Annotated in this window: 11 protein-coding genes; 10 read left to right on the top strand and 1 reads right to left on the bottom strand. The window is 52.5% G+C overall.

Translation table 11 applies throughout. The annotated features are described in order from the left end of the window. The first annotated feature begins 74 nt into the window (after positions 1 to 74). The 10 genes from ACX93W_RS03185 to ACX93W_RS03230 all read left to right on the top strand — a co-directional run bounded on the left by ACX93W_RS03185 (position 75) and on the right by ACX93W_RS03230 (position 15,028). Positions 75 to 737, top strand: coding sequence for a hypothetical protein (locus ACX93W_RS03185; RefSeq protein WP_459390863.1), 663 nt, complete (start codon positions 75 to 77; stop codon positions 735 to 737). 228 nt (positions 738 to 965) lie between these two features. Next, positions 966 to 3,341 carry a hypothetical protein gene (locus ACX93W_RS03190; RefSeq protein ID WP_459390864.1) on the top strand — a complete coding sequence of 792 codons (2,376 nt, stop codon included), beginning with the start codon at positions 966 to 968 and terminating at the stop codon, positions 3,339 to 3,341. A 38-nt stretch (positions 3,342 to 3,379) separates the two neighbouring features. Next, positions 3,380 to 4,312, top strand: a complete 933-nt coding sequence (locus ACX93W_RS03195) for an ABC transporter ATP-binding protein (protein WP_459391996.1) — start codon at positions 3,380 to 3,382, stop codon at positions 4,310 to 4,312. After that, entirely contained in the window at positions 4,309 to 5,229 is a 921-nt protein-coding gene (locus ACX93W_RS03200; protein WP_459390865.1) for an ABC transporter permease, read from the top strand. Before ACX93W_RS03195 ends, ACX93W_RS03200 begins: the two co-directional genes overlap by 4 nt. 442 nt (positions 5,230 to 5,671) lie before the next feature. Beyond that, entirely contained in the window at positions 5,672 to 7,462 is a 1,791-nt protein-coding gene (locus ACX93W_RS03205; RefSeq protein WP_459390866.1) for a hypothetical protein, read from the top strand. Between the two features lie 13 nt (positions 7,463 to 7,475). Continuing rightward, positions 7,476 to 8,465 (top strand): AAA family ATPase, encoded by a 990-nt coding sequence (locus tag ACX93W_RS03210; RefSeq protein ID WP_459390867.1) that lies wholly within the window; start codon positions 7,476 to 7,478, stop codon positions 8,463 to 8,465. Continuing rightward, positions 8,462 to 9,481 carry a DUF58 domain-containing protein gene (locus ACX93W_RS03215; RefSeq protein ID WP_459390868.1) on the top strand — a complete coding sequence of 340 codons (1,020 nt, stop codon included), beginning with the start codon at positions 8,462 to 8,464 and terminating at the stop codon, positions 9,479 to 9,481. The genes ACX93W_RS03210 and ACX93W_RS03215 overlap by 4 nt, the downstream gene beginning before the upstream one ends. Positions 9,482 to 9,520: 39 nt before the next feature. Continuing rightward, positions 9,521 to 11,527: a vWA domain-containing protein gene (locus ACX93W_RS03220; protein ID WP_459390869.1), complete on the top strand. Its 2,007-nt coding sequence runs from the start codon at positions 9,521 to 9,523 to the stop codon at positions 11,525 to 11,527. Further along, positions 11,511 to 14,504, top strand: coding sequence for a VWA domain-containing protein (locus ACX93W_RS03225; protein WP_459390870.1), 2,994 nt, complete (start codon positions 11,511 to 11,513; stop codon positions 14,502 to 14,504). The genes ACX93W_RS03220 and ACX93W_RS03225 overlap by 17 nt, the downstream gene beginning before the upstream one ends. A gap of 212 nt (positions 14,505 to 14,716) precedes the next feature. Then, complete coding sequence (locus tag ACX93W_RS03230; protein ID WP_459390871.1) at positions 14,717 to 15,028, top strand: rhodanese-like domain-containing protein; 312 nt, start codon at positions 14,717 to 14,719, stop codon at positions 15,026 to 15,028. 114 nt (positions 15,029 to 15,142) lie between these two features. Here ACX93W_RS03230 and ACX93W_RS03235 read toward each other — a convergent pair whose 3' ends face one another. Then, positions 15,143 to 16,009, bottom strand: a complete 867-nt coding sequence (locus tag ACX93W_RS03235; RefSeq protein ID WP_459390872.1) for a hypothetical protein — start codon at positions 16,007 to 16,009, stop codon at positions 15,143 to 15,145. Positions 16,010 to 16,176: the final 167 nt, after the last annotated feature.

Here is a 16,176-nt window from a genome sequence, read left to right on the forward strand (position 1 = left end):
TACTGTTTTTGTCTGATGTACCTCTTCTGTGCATGATATATAATCATGGAAAATGCCGAAAAGAGGAGAAAAAAATGATCTCAGATGCCGGCAATGCAAAAAAGGTTCAGCCTATTGAATTTCTGTGGTTAGGATTGTATGCTTTTGCTGGATTTAGTTTAGAGCTCTTGCCAGGGATGATTATTCATATATTTGACGTAGAGGCGTTAAGTAAAGGATTACACTCTATTGTGACGGGCGTTTTTTGGTTTGCTTTTTCATATTTACTGATTCATTATTCAAAAAAGAAATTTGCTTACGACGTTTTTGCGGTCAGACATCAACCAACGGGACGTAAGCTTTTAGTCGTTCTGGTTTTAATCGTTATGATAACCATTGCTACATTCATTGGTTTTGATGGTTTCAAGCCGCTAGTTGAATTTCAAAATGGTTCGCAAGGAGATATTTTCACGTATCTGTTGCAACTATTCTATTACTTAGGCGAATCGGCACTTATCGTGTTATGTATTATCTTTGGTCAACGCTTCGCCGAACACCAATTTGCAATAAGCAAAAACATCCCGAGCGGGGGTCTGTTTCTAGCTTTGACATGGGGTGTCACGCATATCTTTCTTCAAGGAGTAAATGGCGGTTTATTCACGATGTTTTTTTCCGTATTGGCAGGCATCATTTATGTCGTTTGTGAAAGAGATTTTAAATGGAGCTATGTGTTTATAGCAATTGCTTTTATAATCTAATGAAATGATCGGTTAAAAAGACGAATAATAGAGAACACACAAAAGTTGAACGGAAAACTTGCGTTTTCTGCTCAACTTTTTATTATGGAGTTTAGCGGACATCTCCATTTTGTTTCCACAAATAGTTAATGATATTAATGAAAAAACTGGAATTTGATGCAACAATTTAGGGGACAAATACGTTAAAATGATGATAGATAACAATTCGGAATGAAGAGGGGTTGCAGAGTGAAAGTGTGGAGCCGAAAAACAACATGGCTGCTGGGAGCGCTGGCGATGGCCGCAATGCTGCTATATGCACCAATATCCGGCGAGCGGATTTACGGAGACGAGGCGGCCGGAATATCGGTAAGCAGCAACGTCGGCATAGATGGGAACTATACCGATTCAAAATGGATTCCCATCAACGTAACATTAACCAATGACGGGAACAAGCCGATAAAAGGCGATCTGGTTTTTTCCTACTTGGACTCAACAGGCGTATCAGCCGATATCGTACAAGCCGTCGAGCTGCCGCCAGGAAGTCCGGTTCTCTTGAACTTTGGCATTCCGGGAACGGATTTGAGCAAGGATACTAACCGGCTAACCTTTCACGAAGGCGGTTACAAAGCCAAAAACAGCAAGGAAGTTAAGCTGCTCGGCAATACATTTGTAACGGGGAGAAACACAAGCAGCTTTTTGATAGGAGTCGTTTCCCGGGACCCCGATACATTGAACTACATGCCATCACTGAACCAAAAGGGGTACGATCTCAAGGTGCTTCCTATAGAGCCGCAAGACGTGCCGGAGGAAGGTTATTTGCTGAGCATGCTGAACGTTTTGGTCATTAATGATATCGGGGCCGATTGGACCGAAGGTCAGATCCGGGCAATTCAGGACTGGACAGCACAAGGCGGTATGCTGGTTTTATCCGGCGGCGCTGGGTATGCGAAGACAGCGGAACCCTTTAAGGATCTAGCTCCGTTTCAAATGACTGGAACCGCACAGGTGGACCTGAAGGCGGCAACCACGCTTCAAGCAGCCGGAGGCGCCGGTTACAGCGGGGACAAACCTCTTACAGTCTCAACGGGTAATATTGTAGCAGGCGATGTTTTGTTTAGCGAGGGCGATTACCCTATCGCGGTCAACAAGGATTATGGCCTTGGCGATGTTGCATACGTGGCTTTTGATGCGGCGCTTGAGCCCATTGCAACATGGCCTGGAAGCGCAACGCTGTGGTCCAGAATTATGCAGATTTCGTTGACGCCAGGCGGCATTCAAGGCAAAAACGCGGTGCCTTACGATAATTTATATTGGGATTTGCGGAGAACGCTGGATCAATTTCCATCCATCAAAACGCCGCCGTTTGGATTGCTTATCCTTCTATTTAGCGTATATGTCATAATCGTGGCGCCGATTCTCTATCTGATTTTGGCAAAAGCCGATCGCAGGGAATGGAGCTGGTGGCTCATTCCGTCGTTGTCTATTGTGATGGGGGTCTCCATCTTTTTGGTTGGTTCCGGAGACAAGCGGAATATCTCTTCGCACGTTATCGAAATGATTCAGTTTACAGATGACGGCAAGGCGCTTGTATCAAGCGGAGCGGCTTTATTCAGTCCATCGGGCGGTACAGTCAGCATGGACTTGCCGGGAACACGGCAGCTAAGGCTGTATCAAGATTCGATGGGCGCAAGCGGTTATTTGGAGAGCGGCACCAATCTGATCCGGTCACAGGCCGATGGAACCGAAGTGACATGGCGATCCGTTCCTTATTGGTCTACACGCAAGCTGCTGATGGACAAGAGACTGGCGGATCCCGAAGAAACGGGATCGCTGGATATTGCCTATGAAAAGACGAATAGCTCCATGAAGGTACATGTCACCAACAACACGGCATCCGATCTAAAAGATGTTCATTTGCTTTACGCCGGTGTTGCCGTTCCGATCGGGGATTTGAAAATCGGCGAAAGCGGCAGTGCGACGCAGCCGGCAGGCTTTTCCTCCGGGAGTTATAATTATTACAGCTATGGCTTCAACGTTTACCCCGATAGCAACGACGATCATGGCAGGGAGCGCGATCTGCTGAATTCTGCGCTGCTGAATAATTACGGCTCGGTAAATACAAATGCGCCGGTTGTTGTCGGATTTGCGGTGGATCATGAAAGCCCGTATCTGGTAAATGGAGAAAAAGTCAAAACGGATAGGCTGAGGGTGATGTTCAGAAATCTGGATGGCGTCATTCGCGGTGACGGGACCGTTACCGTGCCTCCGGGAGCAATGCAGCCAGCGGTTGCTTCCAATTCGCTTTCATACTTTAATAATTATGGCAACGGAATGATTAATGTCGGTACCGGAGAGCTTATTCTGGAATATTTTGTTCCCGACAGTTACAGTGTTGCCTATGAAAGCATTGATTTTACATTTTACGGCGGCAATCGCGGATCCGGCATGGTATGGAGTATCTGGCATGAAGAAAGCGGAGAGTGGATTGAGATGAACGGTTCGCTTGGCGCTCCGAGCGAATATATGACGGAGAGCAATTCCATTAAGGTCAAGCTTGATGCAACGATTGAGGGAGATATCGGCTTTCCTCAAATCTCCATGGAAGGGAAGGTGCTTCACTAATGGGAAATACATCAGTAAACCATGAGGAATCGGCTCCCATGATCGAGATTAGAGGCCTTTCCAAGTCGTTTGGAAGCTTTCAGGCGCTAAAAGGAATTGATTTGACCATTGCCAAAGGCACCGTATTCGGGTTTGTTGGACCTAATGGCGCCGGCAAATCAACAACGATGTCTATACTGGCCACATTGATGGCGCCGGACAACGGTTATGCAAAGGTTGACGGCTTTGACGTTACCAGACATCCCCATGAGGTGCGGAAACGGATTGGCTACATGCCCGACTTTTTCGGAGTGTACGATCAGTTCAAAACGATGGAATATATGCATTTTTACGGCGCTAGCTACGGTATTCCAAAAGCGGAGCGCGACGAGTTGATTCCGGGTTTGCTGGAGTTGGTGAATCTGAGCGACAAAAAGGATGCGTACGTTGATACGTTGTCGCGGGGGATGAAGCAGCGCTTGTGCCTGGCCCGCTGTCTTGTCCACGATCCCGAGCTGCTCATTCTGGATGAACCTGCTTCCGGTCTGGATCCCCGCGCAAGGATCGAAATGCGGGAAATATTGAAGGAATTAAAAACGATGGGCAAAACCATTATCATTTCATCCCATATCCTGCCGGAGCTTGCTGAAATGGTTGATGAAATCGGCGTTATCGAACACGGATTAATGAGAGCGGTCGGCAATGTGGGAGAAATTCAAAACCGTCTGCGGGTCAAGCGGTATTTGCATATCAGGCTTCTGAACAGATTGGATGAAGCGGAGCATTTCCTGCGCGACCGCAATCATGTCAACAAGCTTCTTAAGGAAGAAGACGGCATTAACGTCCACTTCGGCGGCGGTGACTTGGAGCAGGCGGAACTGTTGCGAGACATGATGTCTTCTGGTTTTGAGATCGTGTCCTTCAGCGAAGCGCAAAGCAATCTGGAGGATGTCTTTTTGGAAATTACAAGAGGGGGGCCAGACGAGTCATGAGCGTACAAAAATCGGCAAAAGCCGGCGGCTTCACCCATTGGCGCATCAAAATGATCAACCCCGTGCTGGATAAGGAATTCCGGCTTCGCATGAGATCGCCGCGAGCGATGTGGACGTTGTTTTTCTATTTGCTGGCGATTGGCTTGATATCGCTAAGCGCCATCTTTTTGACGCAGGAGCTTTCGGGACGCAGCGGCATGTATAACCCGGAGGAGAGCAGAGTATTGTTTTATTTTCTGAGCTTTGCGCAATTGGGGCTGATTTCGTTTATGGCTCCAGGCCTTACGGCCGGCGTCATAAGCGGCGAGCGGGAAAAGCAGACGCTTAACCTGCTGCTTACGACGCAGCAAAGCTCGACCACCATCATCCTGAGCAAACTAGTTTCTTCGCTGAGCTTTATGGTGCTGATCGTGGTAAGCACGCTGCCTATCTACGGCATTATGTTCCTGTACGGCGGCGTGTCGCCTAAACAGCTTGCGCTTGTTTTTGTGTTCTATTTGTTCATGATGCTGGTATTGGGTTCCTTCGGCATCTTGTTTTCGACGCTGCTGAAACGGACGATGATTTCCGTTATTTCCACATACGGCATCACATTGTTTATTTATGCCGGCACGGCTATTCTGTTTTTTATCATGCTGAGCATTTCGCAACAAGCGGCAGCCAATCAAGGAATAAGCACAAGCAGCTACACGTGGATCGGACATATTTTGGCGCTTAATCCCGCTACAGCCCTGTACAGCATTTTGGACCCTTCGTTCTCGGATTCGGTGTATACGATTAACCGGTGGAGCGGAGGGCAAACCAAAGGCGCTCCTATGGCGTTGTGGCAAGAATTTATGATTATCTACAGCGTGCTGTCGGCCCTTGCGCTCTGGTTGTCCGTCCGCAAACTCAGACCAAGACTCAAGAAGAAATAATACGGCAGTTTCTGAAAGAAACATGCTTAAGGGAAGCGAACTTTTTGAACGACCTCATACAAATAAAGGTTCAAAAAGTTCGGTTTCCAGTGCCAAGAAGATGGGACGAAGCTAGAAATCGAGAAACGGAGCTTAGTGAAAGCTAAGTGAGTATCGGAGATTTCGGCTGAATTCCATATTCGACGCCGACCATGCCGCCAGGCATGACTCGCAATGGAAAGCGAACTTTTTGAACTTCCTCATACAAATAAAGGTTCAAAAAGTCCGGTTTTCAGTGCCAAGAAGATGGGACGAAGCTAGAAAATGAGCAGCGGAGCGTAGTCGAGGCTACGAGAGCAGCGGAATTTTCGGCTGAATTCCATATTCGACGCCGACCATGCCTCTCGGCATGATTCGCAATGGAAAGCGAACTTTTTGAACTTCCTCTAAGGGGGCGTTAGCGATGGAGCGGGAACCATTATATAATTTACTCAACAAGGTGCAGATCAGAATATCGTTTCAACGCGGCGTGCGTCTTGCTTCCGCAGGATTGCTGGGTGGCAGTGCCGCGGGCGTCCTTCTATTAGGAGCCGGCAGGCTATTTCCCATGCTCCATGTTGAAGTTTGGCTGGCGGTTTTGTCCGCATGCGGCTTTGGAGCGGGCATAGCCATCGGCATTTGGAGGCGCGCTTCGATCAGGGAGGCGGCGCGAGCCGTGGATCATGGCGGAGGAGAAGACGCCGTGATCACCGCGCTTGATGTGCTGGAGGGCAAATCAAGCGCGTCCGAGGCCATTGTTCGGTTGCAGCGGGAAGCGGCATCTGAAGCGGCGGGTGAATATGTCGCCCGTCTAAAGGAGAGGCTTCCTTGGCCTCACTGGAGGCAATGGAGGAAGACGGCGATTGGTTTGATGTCATTGTGGCTGATTGCCGCAGTATTGCTCTTTTACCCCAATCCCATGAAGGATAAGGCGCAGGCGTTGTCGGAAACCAAAGCGGTACTAGAGGCAATGCAGTCGGAGATTGACAAGGAAATAGAAGTGTCAACCGAGGCTGCGCTGAATGCCGAAGATCGCCTTAAGCTGGAGCAAACGCTTGAGGAGCTGCGGAAGGAGCTTGAGGCTCTTGGTCTGGATAACAGCGATGTGCTGGAGGAGCTGGCGGAAACGTTGGAGAAGCTGGGCGAAATCGCCGAGGATGCAAAACAAGCGATCCAATCACTTCAAGATATGGCTGGAGAGATGAGTCAAACTCGCGGATTAGAGGAGCTTGGAAAAGCGCTGGAACAAATGGATGCCGCAGCCGTTGATGAAGCGGTGGAGAGGTTGCGCAACGAAATGGTTCAACTGTCGCAGCAGGAACGCGATCAGCTTGCCGACTTGCTGGAGGAATTGGCGGCGCTGCAGGATGCGGAAGGAGCCGAATCGCTTCAGGAGGCATTGCAGCAAGCGGCCGAACAGGTTCGGCATGGCGAACCATCATCTCCTGCGGAGGGAGAAAATGACGGATTGAGCGCGCTTCAAGAGGCATTGGGCGAAGGGGTGTCCAAAGCCGCTTTGGAACAGCTTGCGCGTTCGATGGCTGACCGCATCAGTGAAGGCGGCTCCCAATTGGCTGAAGGCTTGTCTCAGCAGGGAGGCGACGTCCCGTCGCGCTGGAGCGAAGCAATCGGCAGTTCCGGTTCAAGCGGCTCTAACAGCGGATCCGGCGAAAACTCAGGCGAAGGCCAAAGCGGTGAAACTGGCAGCCAGGGCTCGGGACAAAACCCGGGAGGGACTCAAGGAAACGGAGGCCAGGCTCAAGGCGGCAGCCAAGGTAGCGGCCAGAGTCCCGGGCAAGGCCAAGGAAGCGCTGAAGGACAAGGAGCCGGAAGCGGCCAGGGAGCAGGATCGGGTTCTGGAAGCGGACAAGGAGCCGGCAGTGGGCAAGGCGCAGGTTCCGGCAGTGGCGGCCAGGGATCTGGCGCTGGCTCTGGAAGCGGCGCGGGAATCGGCATGGGCGGCCGCGACCTGGTGACCACGCCGCGAAGCTTGGAGGGAGAAGGCAATGTGGAGGTTGACGGCGGGCCAACAACGGGAGGGGAGACGCAAACCGGCGGACAATCTCCTGTTATTGACGGCACGACCCGGCCTTATGAAGATGTATACAGTCAATATGCCGCCGAGGCCAAAAAAACGTTGGGTCGCACAAGACTTCCCGCTAGCCTGCAGGATAAGGTAAAGCAATATTTTGACGAAATTCAGCCGGATCGCTAGAGGGGGAACTGCAATGATAGAAAGCAAGGAGCAATTGGAGGCTGCGGCTAGCCGAATCGCGGCCGTCAAGGGAGAAATCGGCCGTGTCATCGTAGGGCAAAACGAGGTGGTGGAGCAGCTGCTCTGGTGTCTGATCGCCGGCGGACACGCTCTGCTTGAAGGAATACCCGGCTTGGGCAAAACCATGCTGGTTAGGACGGTTGCGGATGTTGTTGCACTGAAATTTTCGCGTATCCAGTTTACCCCCGACCTGATGCCGTCCGATATAACAGGAACAAATCTGATCGATTTTTCAACGCAAGGCGCTGCTGTTTCCCGGTTTCAACCCGGTCCGCTGTTTGGTAATCTGGTGCTTGCGGACGAGATCAACCGTGCAACGCCCAAGACGCAAAGCGCTTTGCTGGAGGCGATGCAGGAGGGAACGGTAACTGCGGGCGGAGAAACGCATATTTTGCCCAAGCCCTTTTTTGTCTTGGCTACGCAAAATCCAATTGAACAGGAGGGCACCTATCCGCTGCCGGAAGCGCAGCTTGACCGCTTCCTTCTCAAAATCGGGGTACGTTACCCTACGCGGGAGGAGCTAAAGGAGATTGTGGTGCGGACGACTTCGCCCGTTGCGGTAAAAGCTCAAACCGCGTTGAATGGAGATGAACTGGTAGCTTTGCAGTTGGCAGCCAAAGAGCTGCTGGTCAGCGAGGAAATGCTGGATACGGCAGTGCGCATCGTTATGATGACGCATCCCGGGGAGGCCGATGCGCCAGAGGAAGTGAAACGGCATGTTCGCTTCGGCGCCGGTCCCCGCGCGCTGCAGGCGCTGATTGCGATAAGCAAGGTGCGGGCTCTCTGCAGCGGCAGGCTGCATGTGTCCTGGAACGATATCCGCGAGGCGGCTCCGCCCGTGCTTAGGCATCGTATCGTGCTTGGTTATGAAGCGCAGGCAATGGGGATTTCAAGTGATGAGATGAGCGCAGCCATCCTTGCGGAAATCGAGGCAAGCCGATGAACGGCGGCCGGCTTGACCCCGGTTCTTCTCAGGGTGATGCCGATTACAAGCTGCTGTTTCCGGAAAAGGAGCTGCTGTCGGGATTGGAGAGGCTGAGCATAGCTGCGGGCGGTAGAATCCGCGGGACGCTTGCGGGCAAACGCCGCTCCTTCACAATGGGAGGCTCTCAGGAATTTGCCGACTACAGGCCATATGCTCCCGGCGATGATGTCAGGCGGATTGACTGGAATGTCTATGGACGGACGGGCAAAGCTTTTATGCGCCAATATTGGGATGAACAGGAGCTTCATCTCCATCTCTATATGGATGTGTCGCGCTCCATGCTGGGCGCAACCCGCGCCGGTGAAGGCAAGCTGCTGTACGCGATGCGGCTTGCGGCATGCGTCGGCTATGTGGCATTGTGCGGAGATGACCGGCTGATTGTTCGCCAGTTTGACGAGCAAGGCGTCAAGCGGGAGCTTGGGCCATTGCGCGGTCGCGTATCTGCCGCCAAGTTGTTCCGATATTTGGCGGATGCCGTCAGGGAAGGCGAAAAAGAAGCGGAGGCGACTCAGAGGGAGGATTTGCAGACTGGCCAAAATCAGGGACAAGCCTCTGCTTTCCCGTATTTGGATATGTCCGTTCCTTTCCGGCAGCCGGGGGCTTTGCCCCGCCGTTCCGGAGTAAGCTGGCTGTTTACGGACGCCCTTTACGAAAGCGGCATCCAGGAAACGCTGCTGTCACTTGTCGCTGCGGGACAAAGCGTGGTGCTTGTGCAGGTCCTGAATCCGGAAGAGCTTAATCCGGTTCTAAGCGGCGAGCTAAGGCTGATCGACAGCGAGCTTGGCACGGGCAAGGAAGTTGCGGTATCGCCCCGGATTCTGAAACGGTATCGGGAGGAAGCGGCAGCTTATCAACAGGAGCTGAAGGCTATTTGCGGCGAAAAAGGCGCTGTTTTTGTTTCGCTTGACACCAGCATCCCGATCAAAACCGCGTTGCAGCGGCTTGCGGCTGTCCCCGGAGCCATTAAAACCTGACTATTGCATAAATGAAATCCCGGGAGAGGAGGGGGCTGCTTGCAGTTTTTATCGGCTTCATCGGCCTTGTTTGCGTTAGCTTGCTCGGCCATTATAGTCATGTACATTTTGAAGAAGCAATATCAAAATACGAAGGTGCCAAGCCATCTGTTATGGCGGCGCGTGCTTCAAGAGCAGGAGGCCAATTCGCCGTGGCAAAAGCTGCGGGGCAGGCTCCTGCTTTTTATGCAGCTTCTGGCGGCGCTTCTGCTTGTTTTGGCATTGATGGAGCCGGTTATAACGCGGTCAATCACCCAGAGCGGGCATGCAGTCATGCTGATTGACCGTTCCGGCAGCATGACCGCTAAAGCAGCCGCTGGCGGAAATGGACTAGAGCCCGACGTTCAGGGGCAATCCGGTTCATCGGACACCAAGCTGGACGCTGCTCTGCGCGCTGCGGAGCAATGGCTGGACGAGCAGCCCCCTAAGCGGCAGGTATCCATTGTCGTCAACGGCTCCCAGCCAGAAGTGCTGGCATCGCGCGAAACCGATCATGATATGGTCAAGGACATTTTGCGAAGCATTAGTCCGACCTATGGTTATTCGGACAACACAGCAGCGTTGTCGCTTGCGGATTCGATCCATCAATATGGCGATGATGGTATTACGGTTATTTTTACAGACGGCAATTGGCATGACTTTGCGGATAGCAACGCTCTTCCGCTGCAAACCCGGAGCATTGTTTCCATGATCGAAGGAGAACCCGGCAATGTCGGCATTCTCAGCTTTGGCATGAAGGAGGACGTTTCCCGGCCCGGCTATAACCAAGCGGTTATAACGGTTCGCAATGATGGCGTTACGACGAAAAATTTTACCGTTAACCTTTATGCTTATGAGAAGGACGGAGCGCGCGAGCAGGTAGCGTTGCTTGAAATCTCGGCCGAGTCGGGGGAATGGAATAGCGGCGAAGCCCGGGGGCTTCCACCTGCCGATTACTATAAAGCTGAGTTGAAAACATCGGATGCATGGGTCGGCGACAATTTTGCCTATGCATTTCCCGCCGTTCAAACAACGCCTAAAGTTCTGCTGGTTACCGAAGGCAATCTGTTTCTGGAGAAGGCGCTGCTGCTTGCCGGCGTCCAGCCGGTCAGAATGCTCCCGGAAACGGAGCCGCCTTCAGGCGCGCAGGGGGAGGAGATTGGGTGGATTTTGCTTGACGGAACGCTGGATAAGGTCGAGGATAACGCTGCCTGGCAGAAGTTGCTGGCGGACAAGCCGTTGTGGATTATTGACCGCCCCGGCAGCAGCGGCAGTGAAATAGCCCAGCCGGCCGGTACAGGAGTCGATATCCTTGAACATGAGGTCACAGCCTATTTATCGTTCCAGGATACCCATATTTCCCGATTCGCCAAACCGGATGCCGGCGAGGTGGATTGGGGACGACCGGTATTAACCTATGGCGGAATTCCGGCTATTTATGCCGGAAATCATAACGGCAAGCCTCAGCTGAGATTCACCTTCAGGCTTCAGGACAGCGATTTGCCTCTTCGTCCGGAATTTCCCGTTTTAATCATGCAGGCCGCCGGTTGGATGAATGGAGGGCAAGGACATTTGGGTTATGCCACAGCAGGGCAAGGAATCGAGCTTTCCCTGCATCCCGAAACCGCTACTGCCTATTGGATACCGGTAGAGCCATGGGAGACGGGGTTTGCCGCTGACGACGAAGCGTTGCGGCGGCCTCGGCAGCTGTTGGGGCTGGGGGCGGGCGTTTATGAAGCTCCGGCGATACCCGGCTTGTACAAATTGGCCGAGGAGGACAATTCGGGCCTGCTGCTGCAAGAACGCTTTTTAGCACTATCGGCCAGCCGCGAAGAGCTGTCTCCGCTTCAGGAGGGAAAGCTGGAGCTAAAGCTTGCTGTTCCAAATGACGGTCAAGAATCAGTTCAAGAACAAACCGGCACGGATGAACCTATGACGAATTTGCCGCTCACGGCAGCCGTCATGGGCTTGCTCCTGCTTTTGCTGGTTGCGGAATGGGAGGTGTACCGGCGTGGGCATACAGGTTAACGCCCCTTGGTTCCTGTTCCTTCTGCTCCCATGGGGAGTATATATATGGTGGATGGCCGCCGCCGCTCCGCGATTAACAGGCATCCGCAAAATAGCGGCAATCAGTACCCGTAGTCTGATCTTGCTGCTCATTATTGCATTAATTGCCGGTCTGCAGCCGTATCGCAAGCTTCAGCACGTCAATGTGGCGTTTGTTGCCGACCGTTCGGCAAGCGTAAATCAGGAAAACGCGATTGGCGCCTGGATTGGCGAGGCGTGGAGAAACAAGGAGGCAGACGATATTGGCGGAATCATCTCGGTTGGCGCCAACCCCATTATCGACAAAGCGATGTCTGCAGATGATTTGCCAAGTGAAACGGGTTATACCTTTCATACCGGGCTGAACGGCGGTTACAGCGATCTGGCCAAAGGGCTGCAGCTGGCGGGCGCCCTGCTGCGCGACAATGGCGGGGGAAGGATCGTGTTGTTGTCCGACGGCGAGGAAAATGCAGGCGACGCCAGAAGAAGCGCAAGGCTTTTATCGGATGCGGGCATTCCGGTTGATGTCGTGCATTTATCCTCCCGTCAGACAAGGGACGTGTCCGTGGAAGAGCTTCAAGTTCCCCAAAATTTGGGACAAGGCGAAACCTTTGCGCTCGAGGTGGAGCTTCAGAGCACGTTCGCCGGGGAAGCCCTAATCCGTTTGTATCAGGATAATACGGAAATCGGCACATCAATGGTGCAGGTCGAACGTGGCAGCAACCGTTTTGTGATGCAAAGCTTGGCGCTGGAAGCTGGCTTTCACCGGTTCCGCGCGGAAGTATTTGCGGACGGGGACGAACAGCCGCTAAATAACGAGGCCTATGCGTTCAGCCGCATAAGCGGTCCGCCCATGGTGCTGATCGTGGAGGGAACAACGGGTTCGTCCGCCAATCTGGAAGCGGCGCTTAAATCGTCCGCTATTGCATACAGGACGATTATGCCGGAGCAACTCTCGGTAGAGTTGGCGGAATATGCTGCATACGACAGCATTATTTTGAACAATGTGCCCGCAACGCGCATCTCTGAGAAGCCTATGGAATGGATTGGCAAAGCGACGTCCCAATATGGAGTCGGCCTTGTTATGCTTGGCGGCGATCAAAGCTTCGGGCTGGGCGGTTATTTCCAAACCCCCATTGAGCGCGCGCTTCCGGTATATATGGATTTGCAGGGCAAAAAGCAAATGCCAAGCCTTGGCCTCGTTCTGGTCATTGACCGTTCCGGCAGTATGGCGGATGGGCCGTTGGAGTTGGCCAAGGAAGCCGCCATGCGCACGATCGAATTGCTTCGGGATCAGGACACGGTAGGCGTTGTCGCATTCGACTCTTCTCCGTGGTGGGTTGTTGAGCCGACCAAGCTGGATCAGCGCGACGAGGTTATCGAAAAAATCAAGGGTATTCAGCCTGCCGGAGGCACCGAAATTTATTCCGCCCTGAACGAAGGGTATAAAGCGTTGAGCGAAATCGACGCCCAGCGAAAACATATGATTCTGTTAACCGATGGGCAATCCGCAACGCAAATGAACTACAACATCATTACGGACGCTATGAACGAGGAAATGATGACTCTCTCCACCGTAGCGATCGGGCAAGGCTCGGATCAGGCGCTGCTGGAGCGTCTTGCCCAAAATGCCAACGGACGATATTACTATACGACCGATCAAAGCACGCTTCCGGCGATTTTTAGCCGTGAAACGGTACTCATGTCCCGGACTTACATCGTGGACGGAGCTTTTACGCCAAAGACCGGGGAAGCGGGGGATTGGTCCAGGCTATGGCACAACGGTCTTCCGTCCCTTCAGGCGTATATCGCAACAACGGCAAAAGAGCTCGCCGAGGTGGCCTTATGGTCTCCGGACGGCGATCCCGTCTTGGCGCGTTGGACATACGGCTCGGGACGAAGCCTTGCATGGACTAGCGATGCCGCTGGCAAATGGTCGCCCGATTGGATGACCTGGGACCGGTTTCCCGCCGTATTCGCGGAATGGGTGAAGTGGACCTTCCCGCAGTTTGAAAGCCAGCCGTATCAAATTTCTCTGCAACGCGACGGAGGGACGGCTACCGTAGTGGTTGAAAGCGATGATGCGGCGGGTTTGGGCAATGGCGATTCGGACAAGCTGGTCGCAATGCTGGAAAGCGGGGGAGGCACCGCATCCGTACTGGAGTTGATGCCGGTTGCTCCTGGCCGATACGAAGGGAAAGTGGCAACGCCTGATCCTGGAGCTTATCTGGCGCAGATCGGAACCCGAACAGAAGATGCTGAGGGTGCTTCTGCGGTGGCGGGTGGTTCCACTGTCGGCTTTGTTGTACCCTACGCGCCGGAATACCGGATTGGCGGGGAGGAAGGTTTGGAGCTGTTGAACCAGCTTGCAGACACAACCGGCGGCCGTGTTATGACGCTTGAAGATGCTGCTGAAGCATTCCGGGAAGCTCCCATACAGGCGAAGCTGCCTTATGATTGGAGCAGACTTCTGCTTATTGCTGCGCTTTTGCTTTGGCTGCTTGATATTGCGTTGCGGAGGTTGTCCGTGCCTTGGGGCAAATGGCTGTCGGGAGTTAAGCTGACTACCGGTTCTTCAGCGGGAAATACTAAAGGCGCTGCTGGCGCAAGCCCTGCGGGGGTCTCCTTGCACAAGCTGCGCGAGCGAACGGGACAGAAGCGGAAGTTTCTGGATGCGAATACGCCGCACGATGAGGCAAAGGGACATACACGAATGCCGGATGTTGTGAGGGCTGAGCGACGTAGTACGACCGTGCCGTCACCGGAACGCAAGAGTAATGGAGGATCGTTGGAGAATGATGTAACCGATCAAGGACGTCAGAGTGTGTTTGGGGCCAAGGCACAGCCTTCGCAGCAATCTCCTGAAGCACAGAGCGGGGGTGGTGAAGCCGGGCAGTCCTCGGCTAAATCCCAAACGATAAACCGGCTTCTTGCGGCCAAGCAGAAAAACAAACGCTAACAAGGTTGCGGTCATGCCGGTTCAGATGGATACCCATATGTGATCGATTATACAATGGCATGGACAGTTGGGCTCCGAACAGTTACAATTCTGTCTAGGGAACATGTTAGACACCGCCAGTATGGGGTGAAAGACGGTGAATGATGCCCTTAAGCGGGTTAGCATACACACCTAAGCGGAATTGTTCCGCAAGTAGATTGGAGGATGGCACAATGCATGCTGAAATTTCGTCTCAAGAGCTTTTTGAAAGGTTGTCAAACGGCGAAGGGCTGAATCTGATTGATGTCCGGGAGCCCGATGAGTGGGAAGAAGGGCACATCAAGGAAGCGCGCAGTATTCCGCTGTCCCAATTTCAAGCCCGTGCTCATGAAGTGCATGACATCGAAGGGGAAGTTGTGTTCATATGCCGAAGCGGAGCCAGAAGCGGCAGAGTTTGCGAGTTTCTGACGCTGCAAGGTTTCGAGGTAGCTAATGTCGTGGGTGGAATGCTGGCTTGGCCGGGAGAGATTGCTACCGGATCATAGGCACGCCCCGTATTAATTAGCCTTAACGATAGAAGAGCCGCGCTCCCAGCAAGGGGGGGGGATGCGCGACTCTTTTTTTGCGGCTTTTAAACGACATAGGCCGCGGAAATTGGTTTAAGGCTTGCTTTGTCCGAAAATGGCGGCAAATGCATGAATATTTGCCGTCAGCGCAGGAGAATCGGCTGGCTGTATGCGCTTGAACATATCCGATACAAAAGCGGAAAGGGAGGAAGTGTCGGTATTCTTGAAGCGGCTTCCCGTATCCGTATCAGCCAGCTTTTGCTTGAGCGCTTTGGTTTCTTCGCGGAATTCATCGCGCCATTCCTGGTTTCTTCCCGACGTTTTGACAAATTTCAATAGGATGGACAGTTTTTCTGTAATATCGGTCGCGTTTTTATACTTCTCAAAAGTTTGCGGATCGAATCGTTCCATCAATTCGCTAGGGTGGATATAATCCTCAGGCGCGCCGGCTGGGCGGCTCGGGAGGTTTGCATACTTCATTTGGCCGGTTGAGGCATCCATTTCGCCTGTTTTGGCTATTGCCCCAATCTGCTGAATGGTGCTCAGAAACAAATCTTTGTTTTTAGGGTCTTTTATGTAGTTGTCGGCAATAAAGCGGGCTTGCGCCATTCCGGCGTCCAGCAGGGCATTCCTTTCGTCCTGACTGAGATCTCCTTGCGGATAAAAATTATTTTGAATAATGCTGTTCACGCCGTCTTTGATATTCTCCGGCTGACCCTGAAGGCTTTTGTCCAAGGCTGCATTGATTTCGGTGCCGCCCCAATACACGGCCGGCTTGTGCTGGATGTCTCCGGCAGCCAGTTCTCTTCCTTCGGAACTGATGTCCAGCAGATCAACGTTTTCGACTCGGCCTATCGATTCAATGGCCTGTTTGAATTGATCTCCCTTGCTCAAGGATGCGGCTGTGCCGCGTTTAAGATGTTCGGGAATCCAGTTTGCTGTTGTTGCAGGTACTTTCATCTTTTTCTCCTCATTTCCATCTTGAAGGTCATACTAATAATATCGGCATTGCAGGCCAGGAAATGAAGAGATTGGAAAATATGGAATGTAACCCATTGACGTCAAATATGTTTACACATCGCATGATTTTGTTATATAGTATAAGATAAAAATCTGGAGGCAGGGAG

It is taken from the genome of Paenibacillus sp. CAU 1782, assembly GCF_054551715.1.

Excerpts from the sequence above, each read along its gene's own strand:
- ACX93W_RS03205 (WP_459390866.1), top strand. The coding sequence starts at position 5,672 with ATGGAGCGGGAACCATTATATAATTTACTCAACAAGGTGCAGATCAGA.
- ACX93W_RS03215 (WP_459390868.1), top strand. The coding sequence starts at position 8,462 with ATGAACGGCGGCCGGCTTGACCCCGGTTCTTCTCAGGGTGATGCCGAT.
- ACX93W_RS03200 (WP_459390865.1), top strand. The coding sequence starts at position 4,309 with ATGAGCGTACAAAAATCGGCAAAAGCCGGCGGCTTCACCCATTGGCGC.
- ACX93W_RS03230 (WP_459390871.1), top strand. The coding sequence starts at position 14,717 with ATGCATGCTGAAATTTCGTCTCAAGAGCTTTTTGAAAGGTTGTCAAAC.
- ACX93W_RS03210 (WP_459390867.1), top strand. The coding sequence starts at position 7,476 with ATGATAGAAAGCAAGGAGCAATTGGAGGCTGCGGCTAGCCGAATCGCG.
- ACX93W_RS03195 (WP_459391996.1), top strand. The coding sequence starts at position 3,380 with ATGATCGAGATTAGAGGCCTTTCCAAGTCGTTTGGAAGCTTTCAGGCG.
- ACX93W_RS03185 (WP_459390863.1), top strand. The coding sequence starts at position 75 with ATGATCTCAGATGCCGGCAATGCAAAAAAGGTTCAGCCTATTGAATTT.
- ACX93W_RS03235 (WP_459390872.1), bottom strand. The coding sequence starts at position 16,009 with ATGAAAGTACCTGCAACAACAGCAAACTGGATTCCCGAACATCTTAAA.